Raw genomic sequence first — 23878 nt, 5'->3', positions numbered from 1 at the left:
TGCTACAATAAAATTATGATTTGTAAAAGCAGGTTAAGAATTTCTTAATCTTCAGTCACAAGACGATTTTGTTACTGTTAATTTGAGTTCAAAAACTAAGGAGTGAATTAAATGTCACAAGCACATACAACGGGCAAGGTCCTAGCCAGTACGGTTGGTGCCGTTGGTTTATTGCTTGCTACAGGCCAAGCTGCCAATGCTGCCTCAATCACTGTAAAAGCAAACGATACAGTTTGGGGCCTCGCTCAACAACACGGTGTTTCCGTGCAGAGTATTGAAAAACTTAACCAGATTAAAGCATCTGATGGTAATATCGATTTAATTTATGTTGGTCAAAACTTACAAATTGGTGGATCCGCAACTAAGACCGCCACGACTAAGTCAGCAACTAAGAAAGCCGCTACTAAGGGTACATATACCGTTAAAGCGGGTGACACTCTTTGGGCGCTTGCTGATAAGTACAACACTTCTGTTCACGCTCTCCAGACGTTAAATGGTCTTTCTGGCGATTTAATTGTGGTGGGTCAGAACATTCAAGTGCCAGGAGCAACGACCAAGACGACCGCTAAGACGAGTCAAAAAACAACCATGTCAGCTACTAGTGCAGCGTCAACTACGAGTACGACTGCCAAGGCTACGACGGCTGTTAGTGCGAGTTCCACCTCAAGTACAAGTGCGAGTTCGGTTTCAAGTGTGAGTGCAAGCGTTGTAAGTAGCACCAGTGCAGCAAGTCAGGATGCTGTCAGTGCGAACTCAGCAAGCAGTACTAGCACGTCAACGATATCATCATCGACCGGCTCTGTTGCTTCATCAACGGCTACGACCTCAAATGCACCGGTCAAAGCAGTCGCAACGAGTGCAGCCATATCAGCAAGTAGTGCTAGTTCTTCGACTGCTACCAGTCAGTCGAAGAGTGTTGCAGCGAGCGCCTCAGTAACGAGTAGCGCGTCCTCATCAGCTGCTAGTTCAACAACGACTAGTCAAAGTACCGCTTCAACTGCGAGTGCAACTAGTACTAGCAGTACGACTGCTACTAGCACAGCTAGTCAAGCATCAAGTACAGCTGCTAGTGCAGCATCAACTACGAGTACAGCGAGCCAGAGTAGCTCGGCAGCGACTAGTTCAAGCACGACCAGTCAGAGTAGTTCTTCAGCAGCCACTAGCAGTGCAAGCAATACCGCAAGTAGTACCGCAACGACTAATAGTAGCAGTACCACTACTAGTTCAACGAGTGATTTAGCTACTGGTTCTGTAACCGGCCTTGCGCTGAAGTTGGCTAGTGCCAACATCCCTTATGTTTGGGGTGGTGCGAGTCTTTCGGGAATGGATTGTTCTGGTTTAGTTTCCTATGTTTACCAACATGCAGCTGGGATTACCTTGCCACATAGTACGGTTGCACAGGAATCTTATGTGACTACGCATTCCGTTGCGGATGCTCAACCTGGAGATATTTTATTCTGGGGTAGTCGTGGTAGCACTTATCACGATGCCATCTATATTGGAAATAATCAATACGTTGCGGCTCCAACTGAAGGCCAAAACGTTCAAGTTCAGACAATCAGTTCTTACTTCATGCCAAGTTTTGCAGGTACGGTTAAGTAAGCCGATTTTAATTGCTAATACCCCTAACACGATATTGTTAAGTGTTAGGGGTATTTTTATTTAAATTTTTTTGAATTTTATGATTTAAACTTACCAATAATTGTGGTATATTATGTTTGTCGTTTTTCAATTCGAAAAATTGGACCATCTATTGTGATAAGGAAGTGCTATCAGTGAGTAATCGTTTTGAGATTCTGGAAGAATATCAAGAGGCTAATACCGAACTCGATCATTTAAGGACGCTAGCCGTTCGGCAACAGGATCGCTCACGGGTTGTGACCATTTATCCGCATTTGAAAGAACGGGTGAGTCACTTATCTCGTAAATGTGAACAACTTGACATGCTTCTGGAAGCAATCAACGCTTCTGAGGACTAAGATTAATCAAGACTGACTGTGTGACCATATTGAGATGGTCAGCAGTCTTTTTTATTAGCCGAGTGGGTGGGGAGTCAATTAAGTGGTCATTAGCATTGCTGGCCGGTAAGTGGACGGTGCTCAAGTAGTATGAATTGCCAATCTGGGTCCTATAAAAAAGTCGTTGCGGGCATCTTCGCAACGACTTTTTATCGCTAATTTGTATTGTTTTAGCAGTAGAGTTAGTGGTGGTCATGGATACTAGTGTCGATCCAGAATGGGTAGGGATGGGTGGACAAGTAGAGGTCGTAGTTACGATTCCCAATAATTTGACCATCCATCTGACCAATTTCAACAGAGTTAACCAATAAGTGCAAGTTAGCGTTGCGATAATGGTGAACGAAACGCGACTTGAGATGACGGCCACCCAGTAGCAGTAAGACGAACAACCAGAGGATAATCCACCAGTGAGGCTCTTCGACAACGATTAATTCGAGCTGATCATCGTGCAGATTAGCCTGAGGCAGAATTTTAACTCCGCCACCAAAGTATGGAATGTTCGAGACTGTACAAAGGAAAGCCCGCTTATAATAGTCTCGCTTCCGGTTAACGTGTACGGTTAGCGGGAAGCCTTCCTGTTGGGAATATGCGGCCAGCATGTTACTGAGATAAGCCCAACGACCCAGACGGCCCTTCTTTTTGCTACGGTTTGTGTCATCAACGATTTGAGCGTCAAATCCTAAACCAACGTTGTTGACGAAATACCGGTGTTCGTTTTTCAAGGTTTCATGGAAATAACCAACATTTAACGAACGGGGCCGCATATTGTTGAGTACTTGTGCAAGTGCAATTGCTGGATCAGTCGCCATACCCAGACCGCGAGCAAAGTCGTTGCCCGAACCTCCAGGAATGTAGGCGAGCGGGATCGGTTCAGCTTGTGGGACCTGCATAATACCATTCAAGGCCTCGTTCAGTGTGCCATCACCACCAATGACCAGAATGACCGGGGTCACGTTTGGTCGTCGTTGAATGGTTTTAACGTACTCATTTGCGAGCCGAATTGTGTGGCCGGCATATTCAGAAATTCGATATTCAAATCGAATCTGTCGTTGTTCTAGAATCGGCTTGACGGTTTCCCAAACGACCTTACCGTGACCAGAGCCTGCCAGTTCATTAATAATAATGTAGTATTCAGCAATCAAAATTACACCTCATATCAGTCTTACACCATAAAAAACCGGAACGAGATCGTTCCGGCAAGTAGTTAGTTCATAATCAACATTGGCAGAATCATTGGGTGCCGTTCAGTCTTATCAAATAAGAAACTCTGCAGGTCGTCAATAATCGCATTGCGGATAGTCGCTTCGGTTGCTTTATCCGACTTCATTTTGCGCCGGATCGTACGGAAGACATGCCGCCGGGCTTCGTTAATTAGATCGCCAGACTCGCGCATGTAGACAAAACCACGTGACAGAATATCTGGACCAGCTTGGATCTCTTTTTTGTTCAAATTGATGGTAGCAACGACAACAACCAAACCTTCTTCCGAAAGCACTTGGCGGTCGCGTAACACAACGTTGCCAATATCGCCGATTCCAGAACCATCAACATAGACATCGCCAGCACCAAAGTGACCGGCAACCCGGGCAGAATCCTTAGTAAAGGCAAGCACATCACCATTTTCAAGGATAAAACTATGGTCTAGTGGCACACCACATTGTTCGGCCAGTTCGGTGTGAATCTTCAACATTCGATATTCACCGTGAATCGGCATAAAGAACTTTGGTTTCATCAGCCGTAGCATCAGTTTCTGTTCTTCCTGACCACCATGACCAGATGTATGAATGTTATTGACTTTACCATGAATGACATTCGCACCGGCTTCTTCGAGTTCGTTGATTACGTGGTTAACACTTAACGTATTACCAGGAATCGGTGAACTTGAAAAGATCACGGTGTCGCCAGGTTCAATAGAAATCTGGCGATGAGTACCGTTGGCAATTCGCGAGAGCGCCGCCATTGGTTCACCTTGGGAACCAGTACATAGAATCATGACTTTATTGGCGGGGAGGGAGCGTAAATCGTTAGCATCAACGATGGCTTCGTCAGGGATGTTTAAATAGCCTAATTCACGTCCGTTGACGATAGCTGCTTCCATACTACGCCCAAATACCGCGATTTTACGATGATGTTCAAGGGCGACCTGCGCTGCCTCTTGAATCCGCGAGATGTTAGAAGCGAAGGTAGCAAAGATGATTCGACCTTCAACTTGTTCAAAAATGTGGCGAATTGATTGCGCCACCCACCGTTCAGATTTCGTCCAGATTGGCCGTTCGGCGTTAGTACTGTCTGACATTAGCGCCAAGACACCACGTTCACCGAGATGCGCCATCTTTTGAAGGTTCGGCGGCTGGTTAGTAATTGGTGTCAGATCGAACTTATAGTCTCCGGTCTCTACAATCGTGCCAGGTGGTGTTTGAACGGCGATTCCCAGTGTATCAGGAATTGAATGGGTCGTTCTGAAGAACGAGACACGCGTCTTACGGAACTTGAGCACCGTATCTTCATTGATCTCGTGTAATTCAGTTGTTTTTAATAACCCGTGTTCCTCTAACTTACCCTTAATCAAGGCTAAGGCTAGGGGGCCGGCATAGATTGGCACGTTGATCTGTTTTAATAGGAATGGAATCCCACCGATATGATCTTCATGACCGTGCGTAATCACTAAAGCTTTTATTTTTTGCTGATTTGCAACTAGATAAGAATAGTCTGGAATAACGTAATCAATTCCGAGAAGTTCATCTTCAGGGAATTTAATTCCGGCATCAATCAGAATAATCTCATCTTGAAATTGGATACCATAGGTATTTTTCCCAATTTCTCCCAAACCGCCGACTGCAAAAACAGCGGTTTCGTTATTTTTGACGTTTAACCGTTTCATTTATTGAACTCCGTTAGGTGATACTCTGGATTTTTTTGTTCGTAATCCAAGAAGTTACCTTCTAACGGTTCGATAAATTCGATGTTGTGATCTGTATTATCTTCCACTAAGGTCCGTGCCGCTACTTCGGTCTCGGCTTCGAGATACAAAGATTGGGTCGTTTCCCGTTGTGGGTTCCGTTCTTTGGTTTCTTGGTAATATACTTTGTAAATCATGTGTAAAACTCCTTAATATAAACAAGATTTATTTAGATACTAAGTAATCTAAATAGATAGCAAAAATAAAAGTTTGATCCGTACACCAGGTTGTGTAAACACAACAATTATCTTACATTTTAGCATAATTTGAGATGGGTGTATACAATGTTAACTTTCTTCAAAAATAGAGCGGTTAAAAGAATTTTTTTTGATGAAACATGCTATGCTAAACATAAGTAATAAAATGAAAAATTCCTAAAATTGTGAATCATTATACAAAAAAAGAATTGAGGGTTGAGCATGCAGAGTTGGTTAACAATCATTGGTGGGGTACTAATGGCAATCGTCGTTTATGAATTGCTGCGACGGCAAGTGCTGAAGCGTGCAGCGTTGAAGATTCGGCGGGCTGGCCAACGAACGGTTGATAGTGCGATGGTAGCAGCATTCAAAGTGCTCGCAAATGCGATGACGATTCAAGAGGTTGCGGGGGCGATTCATTCGGTACCCGTCGCAGACGTCTGGGGGCGTGGTGTGATGGCCTTTGAGTACGTGCTAGATGCACCAGGCATGGTCACGGCCGATTTGCCAGAAGTTCGGCGATTATTCAATAACGAATTGCAAGCGTACGCAATTCACAATCAGGTGGTTGCTTTCCGGGAAGCTGGACCAGCGTTACGAGTGACTGATGCGTGGCTGCGCAGCGGACAGCTCCACTTAGATATTGCCTATTTGATGAATGAGGCCACTTTAGAGTATTTGGAAGATTTGCGTCGGTTGAATTCGAGTGCACCAAAAAAGCAGTCCTGAACATTTCAGGACTGCTTTTTTAAATGACTTTAAGAAATTAGAACTAAATCATCATCAGCGGCAAATGGATTGTCGCCATTGATATGGTCGTAGAATAAAATACCATGAAGATGGTCAATTTCATGTTGACAAACAATGGCCGGATAATTCTTGAGACGAATCTTTTTCTCTTCACCAGCCATATTATAGTAGCGTAACGTAATCCGATCGTGTCGAATAACGTAGCCAGCAATATCACGGTCGACGGATAAGCAACCTTCACCTTCAGTTAAGGCGCCGGGTTGGACGGAGTGACTGATGATCACGGGGTTGATAATGACGTCTTTAAAGACCGGTTCATCATCTTCATTTTCACTCGGAACAAGGACAGCAGCCATCTGTTCCGAAACGTCGACTTGCGGTGCAGCTAAACCAACACCGGCACGCAGTCCGTATTTTTTAGCCAATTCGGGATCCTGGCTGTTTTCTAAGTATTCCATCATGTCATTGGCCAACTTCTGATCAGCTTCACTCAACGGAAATTTAACTTGCTTTGCTTCCGCGCGTAACGTGTGATTACCTTCGCGGATAATGTCGCGCATTTTAATCAATTCCAATTACCTCCAAAATTAAGATCGCGCAGTTTACACTTAATACCTAGTTTATCATAAGCCTACGCCAAAAAGTAGCGCCCGTTATGAAAAAGATGAAAACAGAATTAAGCACAAATTAAATAGTTCACAATCATTTGGACAGAAAAAGCCGGCTTTTCGCTCTTTGGAAGGGCTTGCAAAAGATGAAACGCAATGGTAAATTAGACTTGTAATTATGAAAACGATTACGAACGCGGTGCGATGCACAACGTTTGTACGTTCATGAAAGGGATGTGTCATTTATGGACAACGAAAAACCAATTGTTGATTTTGGTGCGATCCGCGATGCACTTGGGAAAGACTTTGAGCCCGTGCAAGTATTGGATGGTCAAGCTAAAGTAATGAAACCAGAAATTGTCTCTAAATATTCAAACGAACAACTCGTTGAATTCTTTAAATTAATGTTATGGGAACGGACGTTACATCAACGTTCTAACGCTTTGACACGGCAAGGACGCTTAGGATTCTATGCGCCGACTGAGGGCCAAGAAGCCAGTGAGATGGGGAGTAACGCCGCGATGAAGAAAACCGACGTTTTAATGCCTGCTTACCGTGATATTCCACAATTGATTCAACACGGACTACCTGTTTATAAAGCGTTCCTATGGTCTCGTGGTCATGTCTTGGGTAACGAATATCCAGAAGACTTCCATGCAATGCCACCACAGATTATTATCGGCGCTCAATACGTACAAGCTGCCGGTGTGGCCTTAGGAATTAAAAAGAACGGTACCGAAGACAAAGTTGCCTACACTTATACTGGTGATGGTGGGACTTCTCAAGGTGACTTCTATGAAGGTATGAACTTTGCCGGAGCCTTCGAAGCACCGGCCGTCTTCATTGTTCAAAACAATGGTTATGCCATTTCAGTACCACGGCGCAAGCAAACAGCTGCGAAGACGTTGGCTCAAAAAGCAGTTGCTGCCGGTATTCCAAGTGTTCAGGTCGATGGGATGGACTTCCTAGCTGTTTATGAAGTAACAAAGGCCGCCCGGGAATACGCTGCTGCTGGCAACGGTCCTGTCATGATTGAAACGCTGACATACCGGTTTGGCCCACATACGAATGCTGGGGATGATCCTAAGCGTTACCGGACTAAGGACGAAGAACAGCCTTGGTTCGATAATGATCCATTGATTCGTTACCGTAAGTACTTGACTGATCAAGGTGTTTGGTCAGAAGATCAAGAAAACGAATACGTTGAACAAGTTAAAGAAGATATCAAGGCTGCTGTTAAACAAGCAGATGAAGCACCAAAGCAAAAAATGACCGAATTCTTGGGGAATGTTTTTGAGGAACAACCACAAAACATTCAACAACAAATTACGGAATTCCAAGCAAAGGAGTCGAAGTAACATGTCAAAGAAAACGTATATTCAAGCGATCACCGATGCACTTCGATTAGAACTCGGGTCAGACGAAAAGACCTTAGTTTTTGGTGAAGATGTTGGTAAAAACGGTGGGGTCTTTCGGGCAACCGATGGCCTGCAAGCCGAATTTGGTGAAGATCGTGTTTTTGACACTCCTTTAGCAGAATCCGGTATTGGCGGTTTATCAATTGGGCTGGCATTGGAAGGTTTCCGGCCAATCCCTGAAATTCAATTTCTTGGATTCATTTTTGAAACTTTGGATTCAATTGCTGGTCAAATGTCACGGGAACGTTTCCGGACAGGTGGCACGCGGCATATGCCGATTACCATTCGTTCACCATATGGTGGTGGAACGCATACACCGGAAATGCACGCGGACTCATTAGAAGGCTATTTAGCTCAAATTCCTGGTTTGCGGGTCGTGACGCCATCTAATCCTTACGATGCCAAGGGGCTATTAATTTCTTCTATTCGGAATAACGATCCAGTTTTCTTCCTTGAAAACTTGAAGTTATACCGGTCAATGAAGGCGGATATTCCGGATGAAGCTTATACCGTTCCGTTAGATAAGGCAAACGTGGTTCGTGAAGGTACTGATATTTCCTTGATTGCTTACAGTGCACAAGTTAACCAGTCACTGAAGGTTGCGGAAAAGCTCGAAAAAGAAGGAATCTCCGTTGAAGTTGTTGACTTACGGACCTTGTCACCTTTAGATGAAGAAACAATTCTCAAGTCTGTTCAAAAGACTGGTCGGGCCGTTGCGATTCAAGAAGCACAACGACAGGCTGGGATTGCTGCGAACGTTGCTTCACTGATTGCTGAAAAAGGTGCGCTTTATCTCAGTGCCCCAGTTGGCCGGGTGTACGCACCAGATACGGTCTACCCATTCGGATTAGCAGAAGACGATTGGTTACCAGCTGAAGATGAAATTGAGGCAAAAACCCGCGAAATCTTGAACTATTAATCAAGACGCGGCATCGAAAAACAGTCACCTGAGACTGTCATGAAAGGAAGTTATCCAATGGCTTACGAGTTTAAATTACCAGAGCTTGGTGAAGGTCTTGAAGAAGGCGAAATTGCATCATGGCTCGTAAAACCTGGTGATGAAGTCAAAGAAGACGATTCTCTAGTTGAAATTCAAAATGATAAATCGGTGGAAGAATTACCATCGCCAGTAAGTGGTAAAGTTATTGATATTTTAGTTCCAGAAGGTGAAACGGCTAAAATTGGTGATGTGATCGTCACGATTGACGATGGTTCTGGCGACGCTGCGCCAGCGGCTAAGGCTGAAACACCAGCGGCTACTAAGACGGAAGCCCCGGCAAGTGAAGCAGCTGAAACTCCCGCTGCAACATCAGCACAACCGACTGGAACCCCGGCTGCGGGCAATCCTAATAAACGGGTCTTGGCAATGCCATCAGTGCGCCAGTACGCACGTGATAAGGACATTGACATCACGTTAGTTACGCCAACTGGTGCCCATGGTCAGATCACAAAGCAAGATATTGACAATTACACAGGTGCGCCAGCGGCAACGGGTGCTAAACCAGCAGCTACGCCAGCGACAACGGCTCCGGCTGCAAGTGAAGCACCAGCACCAACACCAGTTAAACCATATGTTTCTGACACACCTGAATTAGAGACGCGTGAAAAGATGACGCCAATTCGGAAGGCAATCTCTAAGGCTATGGTGAATAGTAAACACACCGCGCCACATGTTACTTTATTTGATGAAGTTGAAGTGAGTGCGTTGATGGCACACCGGAAGAAGTACAAGCAAGTTGCTTTGGATCGCGACATCCATCTTACCTTCTTACCATACTTCGTGAAAGCTTTGGTTGCGGTTTTACAACAATTCCCAGAATTGAACGCGTCGATCGATGATGCAAACAAGGAAATTGTTTACAAACACTACTTCAATATTGGGGTAGCTACCGATACTGACCGTGGATTGTTAGTGCCAAATATTAAGCACGCTGAAGGTAAGGGCTTGTTTGCAATTGCCAAAGAAATTACTGACAATACGCAAAAAGCTTACGATGGCAAGTTAAAGGCCAGTGAAATGAGCGGTGGGTCTATTACTATTAGTAATATTGGCTCAATTGGCGGCGGCTGGTTTACCCCAGTTATCAACCAACCGGAAGTTGCCATTTTAGGTGTTGGGCGTATCGGTAAGGAACCTTACGTCAATGACGATGGTGAAATCGTTGTTGGTAAGATGCAGAAGTTGTCCTTGAGTTTTGATCACCGTCTGATTGATGGTGCAACGGCCCAACGGGCAATGAACTTATTGAAGCAATTGTTACATGATCCAGAATTACTTTTGATGGAAGGATGAGGTCAGAATGGTTGTAGGAGATTTTGCTGAAGAACGCGATACAATGATCATCGGCGCGGGCCCTGGGGGTTACGTCGCTGCGATTCGGGCCGCGGAACTCGGCCAAAAAGTCACCGTGGTGGAAAAGGAATATATCGGTGGTGTCTGCCTTAACGTTGGCTGTATTCCATCAAAAGCCTTGATCAGTGCTGGTCATCGTCTACAAGAAGCCAAGGACAGTAAGATCTTTGGTATTAAAAATATTCAGGATCCGGTGTTAGATTTTAAGGTGACCCAGGACTGGAAAGACCATCAAGTTGTTGATCGGTTGACTGGTGGCGTTGAAATGCTGCTCAAGAAGCATAAGGTGGAAGTGGTCCGTGGGGAAGCCTATATGCATGATAATCATACCTTACGGGTGATGAATGGCGACCATACTGGTCAGACTTATAAATTCAAACATTTGATCATCGCAACTGGTTCACGGCCAGTTGAAATTCCGGGCTTCAAGTTTAGTGGTCGGGTCGTTGACTCGACGGGTGGCTTGAATTTGCCTGAAGTGCCTAAAGAATTAGTGGTTATCGGTGGTGGGTACATCGGTTCTGAGTTAGCTGGTGCCTATGCCAACCTCGGTGCTCACGTGACGATTCTTGAAGGGACACCGCAAATCTTACCTAACTTCGAAAAAGATATGGTCAAGCTTGTCTTGAACAGCTTTAAGAAGAAGGGGGTTGATGTCATTACTAATGCGATGGCTAAAAACTCCGAACAAGATGATAGTGGTGTTACGGTTACCTACGCTGTCGACGGGAAAGAAACTGAGATTCATGCTGACTATGTTATGGTCACAGTTGGTCGGCGGCCTAATACTGACGACATGGGCTTGGAATACACTGACGTCAAGCTAACGAAGCGCGGCTTGATCGAAGTTGATGAACAGGGGCGGACGGCCGCTGAGGATATCTTCGCAATCGGAGATATTGTCGCCGGTGCTGCGCTGGCACACAAAGCTTTTGCTGAAGCCAAAGTTGCTGCTGGTGCAATCAGTGGCAAGAAGACGGCGAACGACTACGTTTCAATTCCGGCAGTTTGCTTTACTGATCCAGAATTGGCAACAGTTGGCATGACGAAGGCTGAAGCTGAAGAAGCCGGCTTGCAGGTGAAGACGTCGAAGTTCCCATTTGCTGGTAATGGTCGTGCAATCTCGTTGAACGCCATGGACGGCTTCTTCCGTCTTGTCAGTACGAAGGACGAAGGCACCATTGTCGGCGCCCAAATTGCCGGACCAGGTGCCAGTGATTTGATTTCTGAATTAAGCGTTGCGGTCAATGGTGGGATGAATGTCGAAGACCTTGCTTTGACGATTCATCCACACCCGACCCTAGGTGAAGTAGTTCAAGAAGCGGCGGATGAAGCGATGGGTTACCCAACGCACATCTAAAGCGGATGATGGCTTAATAAAAGTTTGAGGCGTGAGTCTCAAACTTTTATTTTACATAGGATGTTGCAGCCAGTAGGGATTACCGAAGTACCAGTCAAGATAGTCACGTAAAAACGTAACTTAAACGGCACTGTCAGGCGCAATGAAGGTCAGTCTTGTGAATCATTACTCAGCTGATCCGTAAGTGACGCCTTTGAACCTGACGTGGATGTTGTTATTCAAATTGCTAACTTTTTAGCATGTAGTGGTCTATATTAATAACATATCAAAATGTGTTTGCTTCGGGGGGAAGTGGACCAATTGGTTACGCAAAAATGTTACAAAAGAGTAAGCTTTTTATTAACATTTACTTGAATTCATTGACAGCTCAGGTACAATTATTATCGAAGGTTGGAGGGATTGAAATGATTAATACAGTAATTATTCGGGGATTATTCGAGTTCGTACAACAATTAATATTAGTCGCAATTGCCAAAGATTTGCCAGTGAAATTAGTGGTCGCAACGGGTGCTGAAGAAGCGCCGCGCTACCAAGCACTGGTAACAGCGAGTTTAACTTGTCGTCAGTTTACACTAGTGGCGCAAGCTAAGCCGGATTATTCGCAAGCAGATAGCTTGATTATTGGAAATTTAGTGCCATTGGCAAGCGACCGTGATGCCAGTGGTGATTTAAAGGCGACTTTGCCGCTATTTCGCGCGTTTGTGAATGATGCGATGGGCGCTGGTTTTAACGGAAAAATTATTTTGGCTGGTAGCAATGATGCGGTTTTAAGTGTCTTAGCTGCGCGTTTCAGTGGCATTGATCATTCTAAAGTGGTCGGATTGGGTACTTTGCCGCAGAGTCGTTTATTGGAACAACTACTACGTCAGCAATTAAGTGTCGGCCCGGCGGATGTCCGCGCATTCGTAGTGGGAACTGCGGCGACACACCTGATCTCATGGAGTCGTTCATATATTGGGCCGGCGCCCGTGATGACTTATTTGGCTAACCAGGATATTAGTTTTGGGATGGACGAAATGAGTGCAGCGACGGAGCAGATCGACGACCCCACGATTGTTACTAATCAGACCTTGAGTGTGTTAGCATTAGTACAAGTGCTCAATGCGTTTTACGCCCAGACACCGTTTATCGGTACCGTCACAAATATCCAAACACCAGTCGATGACGACCAGCTGGTTGGATTATCATCACCGGTACTGATTAGTGCTAACGGAATCAAACGAATGGCGGATATGGTGCTATCTGATGAAGAGCAGAAAGAATACGCTGAGATTGCGAGCCAGGTTCAAGAGGAACTTGACCGGGTCACGGCGGGGGAGTTGGATGAAGATGCCTAAACACAATGATAATTACCAATATCCACTGGATGAGACGTGGACCACGGCCGAGATCATTAAGGTTACGACCTTTTATCAAGCCATCGAGGCCGCTAATGAAGGAACAATCGCTACAGCAGACTTGTTGGCAGCCTATCGTGATTTTAAGACGGTCGTTCCGGCTAAGTCGGAAGAAAAACGACTGGCTCGTGATTATGAGGCTGCTTCAGGTTATCGGATTTATCAAACAATGCGCGCAGCTCAGGAAACTAACAAGCAGCGATTTCAATACCGAGACTAGGTGACTTAACGTGCAAACGAATGTGGTGAAACAGTTAAATCAGAAAATGCAAGTCGTGATGCAAACTGCGAGAGCGCAAGTGTTGGCGAAGATGGGCACCCACTTGACGGTTGCGGAGAAGACGAGTCGGCGTGATTTGGTCACTAACGTGGATCATAGCAATGAAGATTTTTTGGTGCGTCAGATTCGAGCCTTGGATCCAGTTGCGAAGATTTTAGCTGAGGAAGGAACCGGCGACCAAGTTACTGATATGAATGGTCACGTCTGGATCGTTGACCCAATCGACGGTACCATGAATTTTGTGCATCAGCGTAATCATTTTGCGATGATGGTGGGCTTGTATGTTGACGGTAAACCAACACTGGGATATATCTTTGATGTCATGGCGAATAAATTATATGCTGGTGGTCCTGAAGTCGGCGTCACGCTTAACGGTGAATTGCTGGCTGCACCCGCGGATGTTGATCTGAGTGCGGGGCTGTTTGGTGCGAGTGCGCCGTTACTAATTCAAGACCGCTTCAATATGCAGACGATTATTGCCAAATCACTGGGACCACGGATTATGGGTAGTGCTGGTATTCAAATTAGCCAGGTCTTAGCGGGCGAACTGGTCGGCTACCTGTCATACTTGCGACCATGGGATTTTGCGGCTGGTCGCGTTCTCGCGGAAAGCCTTGGCTTAGTTGTGTCTAGAGTTGACGGCAACCCGGTTAATATGTTATCATCGGGTGCTGTACTGATAGCGACAAAGCGCGCACAACGCTCAATTTTGGCAATCGTCTAGTAAGTAGTGGGACTGTGACCCATATGTCACAGTTTTTTTATGTCAATGGATGAAAGCCGCTGAAAACGTCGTTATGAAGGTTTCAAGTTGAAGCTATGACTTGATAGTAACGGCGGATTGTATTAATATATGTAAGATTTCTGCTGTCGAAGATAGTCAGAATTTTGAAGGATGAAAGGAAGATCAATTTTGAAATTTAGAGATGATATCCGCAACATTGCCATTATTGCCCACGTTGACCACGGTAAAACGACGTTGGTTAACGAAATGCTTAAACAATCGGATACCCTTGACGAACATGTCCAGATTGACGATCGGGCGATGGACACTAATGCCATTGAAAAGGAACGCGGTATCACGATCCTTTCGAAAAACACGGCCGTACGTTACGGCGACAAACAAATTAACATTCTAGATACACCAGGACATGCTGACTTCGGTGGTGAAGTCGAACGAATCATGCGCATGGTTGACGGGGTATTACTCGTTGTTGATGCGTTTGAAGGAACGATGCCTCAAACTCGGTTTGTTTTGAAAAAAGCTTTGGAACAACACCTAACACCAATCGTTGTTATTAACAAAATCGACCGCCCCGGTGCACGTCCTGAAGAGGTCGTTGACGAAGTGTTAGACCTCTTCATCGAATTAGGTGCTGACGAATCACAATTAGACTTCCCAGTGGTCTATGTTTCAGCTTTAAATGGGACTTCTAGTTATGAATCAGATCCTGCTAAGCAGGAACATACGATGCAACCAATCTTCGATACGATCATCAAGACGATTCCATCACCAATTGACAACTCTGACGAACCTTTACAATTCCAAGTGGCCTTATTAGACTACAACGATTATGTTGGTCGGGTTGGTATCGGTCGGGTCTTCCGTGGTACGATCAAGGTTGGTGACAGTGTTTCTGTCATGAAACTTGATGGTAGTAAGAAGAATTTCCGCGTAACTAAGTTGTTTGGGTTCTTTGGTCTTCAACGTTTGGAAATCAATGAAGCCCACGCCGGTGACTTAGTTGCTGTTTCTGGGATGGAAGATATCAACGTTGGTGAAACGGTTGCTGATTCAGCTAATCCTGAAGCTTTGCCAATCTTACGGATTGACGAACCAACTTTACAAATGACTTTCGGTACGAACTCCTCACCATTTGCGGGTAAGGAAGGTAAGTTCGTAACTGCCCGTCAACTTGAAATGCGGTTGAAGGCTGAACTTGAAACCGATGTTTCACTTCGGGTTGATGATACTGACGAACCTGGTTCATGGGTCGTTTCTGGTCGTGGGGAATTGCATTTGTCAATCTTAATCGAAACGTTACGGCGTGAAGGTTATGAACTACAAGCATCTCGTCCAGAAGTTATCTATCGCGAAATTGATGGTAAGCGTTGCGAACCATTTGAATCTGTTCAAATCGATACGCCAGACGAATATACTGGTTCAATTATTGATACCTTATCAAAGCGTAAGGCTGAAATGAAGAACATGGAAAGTACTGGTAATAACCAAACCCGGTTGACTTTCTTAGCACCTTCACGAGGCTTGATCGGTTATTCAACTGAATTCCTTTCATTGACACGTGGTTACGGAATCATGAACCATACTTTCTCTGAATACCTCCCAGTTATTCCTAACTGGAACCCAGGCCGTCGTAACGGTGCTTTGGTTTCAATCAACCAGGGTAAGACCACGACATACGCCACAATGGGAATCGAAGACCGGGGAACGATTTTTGTTGATCCAGGTACCGAAGTATATGAAGGCATGATCGTGGGCCAAAACAGCCGCGAAAATGACATTTCAGTTAACATTACTAAGGGTAAGAACATGACCAACGTGCGTTCTTCTAACAAGGATTTGACGGCGACAATCAAGACACCAACGCATTTGACATTGGAAGAATCGCTTGAATTCTTGAATAGTGATGAATTCTGTGAAATTACGCCAGATCATGTTCGCTTGCGGAAACGCATTTTGAACACGAACTCCCGTGAAAAAGAAGCTAAAAAGCGTAAAATGAACAAGTAAGTTGATTGCTTGGAAGCACGTCCTTAATAGGGCGTGCTTTTTTAGTACTGGCATGCCTAAGGCTGTATCGGCCAAAGCGGTTTGAAGAGGAGTCGTTTAATCACCAACTCAAATAGTTGCCCCATTAATGGTTATTGGGTTCATTTAGATGGAAATAATGATTGATAAATTGTTATCCAGAGTATAGTATTAGTTTATAGGGTAAAAAGAGTCTGATGGTCTTCGTTACCCGTTAAAATGGTATTGAACTTGGGAGGTGTGATCATCGTGAAAAAAATTAATAAGTTGATGATCTTAGGCATGCTCGTTTTTGGGGTAACGGGGGCAACAATGATCAATCCTGAAATGACGACCGCAGCGCATGCTAGCGCCAACATCACCATTGATGGCAAGATGAACGACTGGAAAGATGCGACGTTAACGGAGGGCTATAATGGTTACACGGCACTCGCGAGTGCTGGCCAGTATGTCAATGTTTACGTCAAGATGAAAAATGGTGCTGTGCCAGGATATGGCGACTATAATTTCACTATTGATGGTAAGACGTATTATATTTGGTCTAAGAATATTTCAGGTAGTGTTAGCTCGGGAACGGTCAAGTCCTTCACATTAACTGGTGGTAAATGGAACGATGGTACTCAGTATGGAACTGTCGGGACGGGATATGTGACCAACGACGGTTCGCATAATTATGCCGAATTTCAGATTGACTTAACCAAGTTAGGATTAACTGACAGTGCGAGTGGTAAGCAGATTTCGATGGTCAATCCGAATATCGGCAGTGACTCTACGACTAGCACTGTTGGAACAATTACGGCGACTTCAACTAGCTCAAGTAGTAGTACCAGTTCAAGTACAAATGCGAATTCTACAACTAGTTCAAGTTCTACGACTAGCACCAGTAGTGCAGCCAGTTCCTCAGCAACTAGCTCAGCTGGGGTAATTACTGATAAAAGCACGGTCTCTTCCAAGGCGTCCTCGACGACGGACAATAATGCAGCCAATGACAATGATAATCTCAACATTAAAATCGATGGTAACTTTAATGATTGGAAGAACGTGACTTTGACCGAGGGTTATAACGGTTATATGGCAATGGTTAGTGACGGGAAGTACGTCTACGTTTATGTCAAGATGAAGTATGGACAGGTTCCCGGTTACGGGGATTATAATTTCGACATTGGTGGTCAGAAGTATTACGTGTGGTCCAATGAGATGCCTAGCTCGCAAAGCGACGGGGCGGTCAAAGCTGTCTCATTTACGGGTGGTAAGTACAATGAGGGCCATCAGTACGGGACGGTCGGCAACGGGTATGTTTCTCAAGCCGGTTCACATTCGATTGCTGAATTCCGAGTGGACTTGAGCAAGTTCGATATTTCAACGATGACCGGCCAAACGATTACGATGTCCAATCCGAATATCGGTAATCAAAAAATGACCGTGGCCGGGGGCTCAACTGGTCCGTACGTAATTTCCGGTGTCGGTGTCGTAATCGTTGCTTGGGGATACTTTAAATTCCGCAAGCGGCGTCGATTAACTGCAACGGATTTACCGACCACTAAGAACTAATGATTGATAACATGTTGTGCTCGTTATTATTTAGCATTAACCACGATTAAAACGTGCCGTTCCTTTAAATTCAGAAGCAGCCAGCTTAAACCCGCTGGAAATAGATACGAGTTGGTGTAAACTTGTTTTGCTGGTTCGTCCTAAGCCGACTTCCAGGCATTTCTGCCAATTGCTGGAACGCGGTGGACACAGATTTAAGCCGCAACCCACGTCTTAAATACTGGTCTTCCACTAACCAAGCCAAGGACGCTTGCTAAGTGGAATTTCACCGCTGAGCATTGGCCGAAACGCCTTCCAGTCGGGACAGTGTTCGAATGGCGGACATGTGCGTACCCAACTTTTGGTGAATTCGTCATTGTTTTTCATAAACCATAATTTTGTCAATCAACTGTCAGACTGAAAATGATATTGAGATAGCTCACTAATCCTAAATTGTTGTAGTGAGATTTAATCTCTTGACGGAGTGCTTAATACACCTAACGCTTTGTTTAAAATTCCAGTATCAAAATAGTCAACGACAAATTGTACCGAGTTCGATGGTCGTTCATTAGCCATTCGAGCGGCTTCCCGACCGGAGGGGCTGGGTGACAATGCTCAGTAGCCAAATTATTCTTAGTCGGAAGTGTCTTTCTTCCGGCTTAGAATAAGACTCGTATTTGAGATGACGCGGGTTATGCGTTAGCTCAAATCGACGTCGGCTGCGTTCCAGCAATTGTCACCCAGCCCCGTAGGTCGGAATAGGACGCGCACCGGCTGACGAACAGGAATCTAAAATTGGCACGTTTTAATCATGATTAAAGATAGATTAACTTGCACGATGTGAATTGAATCGATAACTATTGAACTAATGATATTTAATTTACTGACAATCAATTTATAACCACCGGCGGCTTAGGCGCGTCGGTAAGCTAATTAATAGGACTGATGTACGATGAATGTAAAGATCCTACTAGGGATTGTGATATGGTTATACGGACTGTCAGTGCTCAAACGGGCTCGGCTATCTGCCTTCTACTTCATTGTGGGAAGCGCCGGGCTCTTTTTTATCTTGACGGCAATTAGTCGTCCGTATTGGGTGTGGTTTTTTACCCACGCTGTGATTCATGGGGTAGCGCTGTTTAGTGATATCACCGGTTGGTGCAGTATTATGTTCAAAATGGGCCTGGTCTACATTATTAATAGTGGTAATCCGGTAATCATGTCGATTGATTATGAATGCTCGGGAATCATTGAGACGTGCGCATTTATTTCGCTAGTAGCCTTTTACCCGGCTTACCAGCGTCGTGAAAAGGTGTTTTATGGTGTTTTTGGATTGTTGTATATTTACTTGATTAATGTATTACGCCTGTCCGTAGTGATTGTGATTGTTCACTTTGGCGGTGGTCAAACATTCTTTCTGGCTCATTCAGTGATTGGGCGGTTACTGTTCTATGTTCTGGTCATTGTCTTATATTACAATGTTTTTACCTATTCACAGTTAGCTCGAGGACTTTATCAGCAGTTTATTGATTGGAGGGAGCGAATCCTGTGATGTACTGGATAAACTTAGCGCTGACTAGAATGGGGTTTTGGATTACCTGGGCCTTAGTGCCGATCGTGGTGGAAATTATTCCGGCAATTATGTCGACTATTAAGTTAATGCGACTACATCGCCACATGCCCCGGCTTAAAGCGCCTGCTAAGTGGCCGTGGGTAACCATCATTGTACCGGTTTATAATTCTGAAGATACGTTATTTGACTGCATTCGTTCCATCGATCATCAAACGTATGATAAAAAAAGCATGCAAATTATTTTGGCGAATAATCAGAGTACCGATGATAGTTTTGGGGCGTATGCTCGCGCCCAAAATGCGTTTCCTAATTTATTTTTACGGTATGTCAATACTGACAAGGGGAAAGCTCGCGCGCTTAACGCGGCCATTTACGAGAGTATTGGTAGTTATGTCATTAATATTGATAGTGATGGTTTATTGGAACCCAACGCGATTAAAAATATGGTACTACGGTTCGAGAACGATGAGCAGATTGCGGCCATGACCGGGGCAGTGCTCCCACAAAGAAACTTGGTTAAGCAAGTTCATGGTTGGTGGCATCGGCTGTTGGCTAAAAATGAGTATTACGAATATGCACAGGCTTTTCTTTCTGGCCGTACCATCGAGTCGTTCCGTGACCAGCTGTTTACCATGTCAGGAGCTTTCTCGGCATTTCGACGGGAAGTGTTAATGGAAACTTTCTTGTATGACACCGATACAATCGGTGAGGACACGGACATGACGTTTCAGATTCGGACACGTTTAGGCAAAAAGGTCGTTATTTGTGCGGATGCTATTTTTTATGTGGCGCCAATTTCAGGCTTTTCCGAGTTATATACGCAACGCCAGCGCTGGCAACGTGGTGAACTGGAAGTTGCACAACATTATATGTCACAAACAGCTAGCATCAAGGGCTTTTTCAAAGAATTTTTGGTGCGGCGAATTATGATTGATCACACGTTTACGTTTCCACGAATGATTTGGACTTTTGCGACGATTGTTTTGATTGCTTTTGGCTATTCAACTGTGGTCGTGGGGCTTTCATATCTCTTGATCTATAGTTTATACGTCATGGTAGGGGTTATTAACTTTATTAGTGTTGGTATTTTATTAAAGCCGTATCCTGAAGAACGCCATTTCTACAAGCATTTATGGTGGCTAACATTAACGCTGCCACTTTATATGTTTTTGACAGCTTGGATTCGATTGATTGGTGTTATCAATGCGATGACGACCCAGGCAACTTGGAAAATGCGGGGGTTCACCGAAGAATGGCAACGGTTGTTGGCCGTCTTACGTGATGATAGGCGTACAATTCACAATCACTATCGACGCCGGAAAGGAAAATGAGTTGAAGCGGCACGTGTTGGCTGACTACAAGATATCACGCGAAGTTAGCGGAATATCTTGATTGTTTAGTTCAGGTGCAAGAATTCAAACGAAGTAGATTAATGATGAGACGTTATTTTTATCAATTTAGTCAGAAGATGATTACGAGCGTTTGGTGGTTACTATTTGTACCAATGTTGTTATTTGCAGTAATGTCGCCGAATATTATTTTAGGGGATAACGCGACGTTTGGGACGAGTACGACCTTATTGACGACGGGGTTGATTATTGTGATTGTCGCCGTGTTGATTATGAACTATGCGTATCCGCGCGTTCATCGGGGGCTATATCGACTACTAATCACAAAACAGCTCCGGACGGCTGGTGTCTTGTTAGCACTTGTTTTTATTGGTCAGCTCGTATTCGTGACATTTGTCCATCCCGTCAGTGGTTTTGACGCTGGGATGCTCCACTATGCGGCTACCAGTGCGAAACACGTCCAGGAGGTGGGCGTGACGGCGTATTACAGTCTTAATCAAAACAACATGCCAATCATGCTTTTTATGCACTGGCTATCGGAAGTGACTGGTCAAACTTCATGGCAATTTTTTGATTACGTGACGCTGTTTTTTGTCGATCTTTCAGCAGCTTTCAATTTAATGAGCGTATTTGTGGTACGACGCTCGGCGTTAGGAATCGCTATGTATCTGCACGCCGGTTGGTTAGCGGTTTTTCCAAGTATTATTATGCCGTATACGGATGCTTGGGGACTGCCGCTGGTTTCGTTTTTCATGCTGTGCTATTTTGTGATGAGTCAAACGAAGCGACCGCCGTTACTGCGTGTGGCCGCCGCCGTTGGGTTTGGTGTGAGCGTGACATTAACGTACTTCATGAAACCGTCATCCATTATTCCGGTAATCGCCATTGCCATCATCAGCTTTTTAGCACGTTTGCGGTCGCGGCAAGGTTCACAAACGACGATGATTTTTGTGACGGTCGCCATGGCAATCTTGATGCTCGAAAGTGCCGGCCTCACTTATCATTATACGAATCAGGCCATCCAGAACCAGACGTATATCAAAATCGATAAATCAAGGTCGATTCCGGCGATTCATTTTATGGCCATGGGCGTTTACGGCACCGGCGGGTATAGTGAAAAGCAGGCGATACAGATGGCCGTTTTGCCCACCAAGGCACAAAAAACGGCTTACTCAATCAAGATGCTGAAGCGTCAGCTCAAGAAACTGGGACCGTGGGGTTACCTTGAATTCTTGGTAAAAAAGCAACGCAATAATACTGCTGACGGGACCTTTGGCTGGTTGAAGGAAGGCAATTTCTTTCGCGAAAATCAAAAACCAAGCAACCAGGGCTTTAGTAATTGGTTAAAAAACTTTATTTATTTATACGGTCGCCATATTGCAGATTTTCGGTTTGTGGCGCAACTGTGGTGGTTAGTGCTACTCGTGATTATCGCGTTGGGTTTTGGCCCGCGCTGGCAATTGATTCAATTGCTCCGGTTGGCGATGATTGGTGGGTTTATCTTCCTCCTCTTGTTCGAAGGTGGTCGGAGTCGGTACCTAATTCAGTACTTACCGTGCCTGCTATTACTGGGCGCATTCTCATTTGAACGGGCAGTTGCGAATGTCCGGCGTGTTAGGGATTGGTATCAGCGTAAGTTGCGAGCCGCGATTGCGGCAGATGAGTCCGAGTGAGCGTGCAATCGTCCCAGTGCGTGACACGAAAGCGATCGTTAACGAGCGGTTAGCAATCCAAAATAGCTGTGGTGGGTCCTAAATAGGGCTTACCACGGCTATTTTATCGTTCACGTTGTCGATTGTTGGCTCTTGCGGGGGCGCTTATCGCGTTATGGGTGGCAATGCGCGACAAATTCATTCCGACGTCAAGTGCCGGAACGGCGCGGGTTGTTCAAATCGTCTAGGTACGTTCATTTAAGGAAAATACACTGATTTGGAGGCGCTGCCAGTCGGTTATTAATGAGGCTAAACGCACTGGTTTGTAAATCAGTAATCCAAACTTGATTAAAAAACAACAAATTAATATGTGAAAATGCTGTGTTAAAATCGACTTATGCTATAATTGTTGCAAGCAAACAGTTCGCGTTATTGTGGGGGATAATCCGAATTGAGATATTAATTAGGGTGGGATTTAAGCTCATGTGGAAAAAGTTACACTATATGGACTATGTGCTGTTTATCCCGTATTTGATTCTCAGCGGGATCGGCGTTGTCATGGTCTATTCATCGAGTTCATACGTAGCCGCACAAAACGGTTCGACACCCACCGGTTATTTAGTTAAACAACTGATCTGGGTCGTCTTAGGCTTAGTGATCACCTTGGTTTGTATGAATTTGAAGATCGACTATTTTAAGCAAACCAAGTTACTTGGTATGTTAGGGTTTGCGATGTTATTTGTTCTGGTTCTCCTCCGATTGGTTGGTCAATCAATTAATGGGGCGGCTGGCTGGATCATTTTGGGACCAGTCTCGATCCAACCAGCTGAATTTTGCAAGTTTTACCTGATCATTTACTTGGCATCAATTATTTCTCAACGGGAGGCACATTTTGGGGTGGCTCGAATCCGTGAATTGGGTGCTCAGTTTGTGATGTTGTTCGCGATGATTTTACTGATTTTTGTGCAACCCGACCTTGGTGGGGCCACGATTAATTTAGCCATCGCGGCGGTTATTTTGTTTGCGAGTGGCATTTCATACTTTGTAGGTGTTGGTGTCTTTGCTGGGGCGGTCGCGGCCTTTGAATGGATTTTAGTACCTTTAGTGAGTCGCATGCCCCAAAGTGCTTTTGCAAATTCTTATCAGTTACGGCGGTTTCTCGGTTTCCTGAATCCGTTTAAAACGGCTTCAGGAGCGGGGACGCAGTTAGTCAACTCTTACTATGCCATCTCAAACGGTGGTTTGACAGGCGTTGGGATTGGGAATAGTTTGCAAAAACGTGGTTATTTACCAGAACCGAACACTGATTTTATTATGTCAATCACTGCCGAAGAACTCGGACTAATTGGCATTTTAATCGTAATGGGCTTACTACTTGTCATCGTGATGCGCACGATCTATATCGGGGTTCGTGCGACTAATACGTTCAACGCGTTGGTCTGTTACGGTGTCGCAGCCTACATGACCATTCAAGCATTTATTAATGTGGGTGGGATCGTTGGTCTGATTCCGATTACTGGGGTGACCTTCCCATTCATGAGTTATGGTGGTTCTAGCATGATGGTATTGACGCTTTCACTAGGATTGGTATTAAACATTAGTGCACTTGAAAAAATGGCGCGCCTTAATACAGTTCGACAGGCAGGCTAAGACGATTTTATTTG

General features: G+C 44.9%; 20 protein-coding genes. 16 read left to right on the top strand and 4 right to left on the bottom strand.

The features are described from left to right. Positions 1–111: 111 nt before the first annotated feature. A complete protein-coding gene (locus tag MZO41_RS10680; protein ID WP_013355678.1) occupies positions 112–1602 on the top strand; it encodes a C40 family peptidase in 1491 nt (496 codons plus the stop codon). A 173-nt stretch (positions 1603–1775) separates the two neighbouring features. Then, positions 1776–1979 carry a hypothetical protein gene (locus MZO41_RS10675; RefSeq protein ID WP_003645925.1) on the top strand — a complete coding sequence of 68 codons (204 nt, stop codon included), beginning with the start codon at positions 1776–1778 and terminating at the stop codon, positions 1977–1979. Between the two features lie 221 nt (positions 1980–2200). On the opposite strand, the gene MZO41_RS10670 is transcribed toward MZO41_RS10675, so the two are convergent. The 3 genes from MZO41_RS10670 to MZO41_RS10660 all read right to left on the bottom strand — a co-directional run bounded on the left by MZO41_RS10670 (position 2201) and on the right by MZO41_RS10660 (position 5114). Next, complete coding sequence (locus MZO41_RS10670) at positions 2201–3160, bottom strand: diacylglycerol/lipid kinase family protein (protein ID WP_013355677.1); 960 nt, start codon at positions 3158–3160, stop codon at positions 2201–2203. Between the two features lie 62 nt (positions 3161–3222). After that, on the bottom strand, positions 3223–4899 hold the full coding sequence (rnjA, locus tag MZO41_RS10665) for a ribonuclease J1 (protein WP_003640828.1): 1677 nt from the start codon (positions 4897–4899) through the stop codon (positions 3223–3225). Further along, a complete protein-coding gene (locus MZO41_RS10660; protein WP_003640827.1) occupies positions 4896–5114 on the bottom strand; it encodes a DNA-directed RNA polymerase subunit epsilon in 219 nt (72 codons plus the stop codon). Before MZO41_RS10660 ends, rnjA begins: the two co-directional genes overlap by 4 nt. 282 nt (positions 5115–5396) lie before the next feature. On the opposite strand from MZO41_RS10660, the gene MZO41_RS10655 reads away from it, so the two are divergent. Further along, the gene (locus MZO41_RS10655) at positions 5397–5903 is read left to right on the top strand and encodes a hypothetical protein (RefSeq protein WP_003640826.1); all 507 of its coding nucleotides are present in this window, start codon (positions 5397–5399) and stop codon (positions 5901–5903) included. 29 nt (positions 5904–5932) lie between these two features. On the opposite strand, the gene def is transcribed toward MZO41_RS10655, so the two are convergent. Further along, positions 5933–6493 (bottom strand): peptide deformylase, encoded by a 561-nt coding sequence (def, locus tag MZO41_RS10650; protein ID WP_003645922.1) that lies wholly within the window; start codon positions 6491–6493, stop codon positions 5933–5935. Between the two features lie 284 nt (positions 6494–6777). Here def and pdhA point away from each other — a divergent pair, with 284 nt between their 5' ends. The 13 genes from pdhA to MZO41_RS10585 all read left to right on the top strand — a co-directional run bounded on the left by pdhA (position 6778) and on the right by MZO41_RS10585 (position 23864). Further along, positions 6778–7890, top strand: coding sequence for a pyruvate dehydrogenase (acetyl-transferring) E1 component subunit alpha (gene pdhA, locus MZO41_RS10645; RefSeq protein WP_022638187.1), 1113 nt, complete (start codon positions 6778–6780; stop codon positions 7888–7890). A 1-nt stretch (position 7891) separates the two neighbouring features. Continuing rightward, positions 7892–8869, top strand: a complete 978-nt coding sequence (locus MZO41_RS10640) for an alpha-ketoacid dehydrogenase subunit beta (RefSeq protein WP_003639044.1) — start codon at positions 7892–7894, stop codon at positions 8867–8869. A 57-nt stretch (positions 8870–8926) separates the two neighbouring features. After that, positions 8927–10243 carry a 2-oxo acid dehydrogenase subunit E2 gene (locus MZO41_RS10635; protein WP_003644592.1) on the top strand — a complete coding sequence of 439 codons (1317 nt, stop codon included), beginning with the start codon at positions 8927–8929 and terminating at the stop codon, positions 10241–10243. A gap of 7 nt (positions 10244–10250) precedes the next feature. Then, entirely contained in the window at positions 10251–11663 is a 1413-nt protein-coding gene (gene lpdA / locus MZO41_RS10630) for a dihydrolipoyl dehydrogenase (RefSeq protein WP_003640822.1), read from the top strand. 404 nt (positions 11664–12067) lie between these two features. After that, positions 12068–13000: a Rossmann-fold NAD(P)-binding domain-containing protein gene (locus tag MZO41_RS10625; protein ID WP_011101670.1), complete on the top strand. Its 933-nt coding sequence runs from the start codon at positions 12068–12070 to the stop codon at positions 12998–13000. Then, on the top strand, positions 12993–13280 hold the full coding sequence (locus MZO41_RS10620; RefSeq protein WP_003645919.1) for a UPF0223 family protein: 288 nt from the start codon (positions 12993–12995) through the stop codon (positions 13278–13280). The genes MZO41_RS10625 and MZO41_RS10620 overlap by 8 nt, the downstream gene beginning before the upstream one ends. A 10-nt stretch (positions 13281–13290) precedes the next feature. Further along, positions 13291–14064 carry an inositol monophosphatase family protein gene (locus tag MZO41_RS10615; protein ID WP_003640819.1) on the top strand — a complete coding sequence of 258 codons (774 nt, stop codon included), beginning with the start codon at positions 13291–13293 and terminating at the stop codon, positions 14062–14064. A gap of 189 nt (positions 14065–14253) precedes the next feature. Next, positions 14254–16092 (top strand): translational GTPase TypA, encoded by a 1839-nt coding sequence (typA, locus tag MZO41_RS10610; protein WP_003644590.1) that lies wholly within the window; start codon positions 14254–14256, stop codon positions 16090–16092. Positions 16093–16359: 267 nt separating this feature from the next. Next, the gene (locus MZO41_RS10605) at positions 16360–17661 is read left to right on the top strand and encodes a Firmicu-CTERM sorting domain-containing protein (protein ID WP_011101668.1); all 1302 of its coding nucleotides are present in this window, start codon (positions 16360–16362) and stop codon (positions 17659–17661) included. Positions 17662–18592: 931 nt separating this feature from the next. After that, positions 18593–19192, top strand: coding sequence for an exosortase XrtG (xrtG, locus tag MZO41_RS10600; RefSeq protein WP_003640816.1), 600 nt, complete (start codon positions 18593–18595; stop codon positions 19190–19192). Continuing rightward, entirely contained in the window at positions 19192–20544 is a 1353-nt protein-coding gene (locus MZO41_RS10595) for a TIGR03111 family XrtG-associated glycosyltransferase (protein WP_011101666.1), read from the top strand. Before xrtG ends, MZO41_RS10595 begins: the two co-directional genes overlap by 1 nt. A 101-nt stretch (positions 20545–20645) precedes the next feature. After that, a complete protein-coding gene (locus MZO41_RS10590; protein WP_013355674.1) occupies positions 20646–22235 on the top strand; it encodes a TIGR03766 family XrtG-associated glycosyltransferase in 1590 nt (529 codons plus the stop codon). Between the two features lie 462 nt (positions 22236–22697). Next, positions 22698–23864 (top strand): FtsW/RodA/SpoVE family cell cycle protein, encoded by a 1167-nt coding sequence (locus MZO41_RS10585; RefSeq protein WP_003645668.1) that lies wholly within the window; start codon positions 22698–22700, stop codon positions 23862–23864. Positions 23865–23878: the final 14 nt, after the last annotated feature.

It is taken from the genome of Lactiplantibacillus sp. C232 (assembly GCF_023806725.1).
Lineage (GTDB): Bacteria > Bacillota > Bacilli > Lactobacillales > Lactobacillaceae > Lactiplantibacillus > Lactiplantibacillus plantarum.
This window is presented reverse-complemented; position numbering and strand designations above follow the sequence as displayed.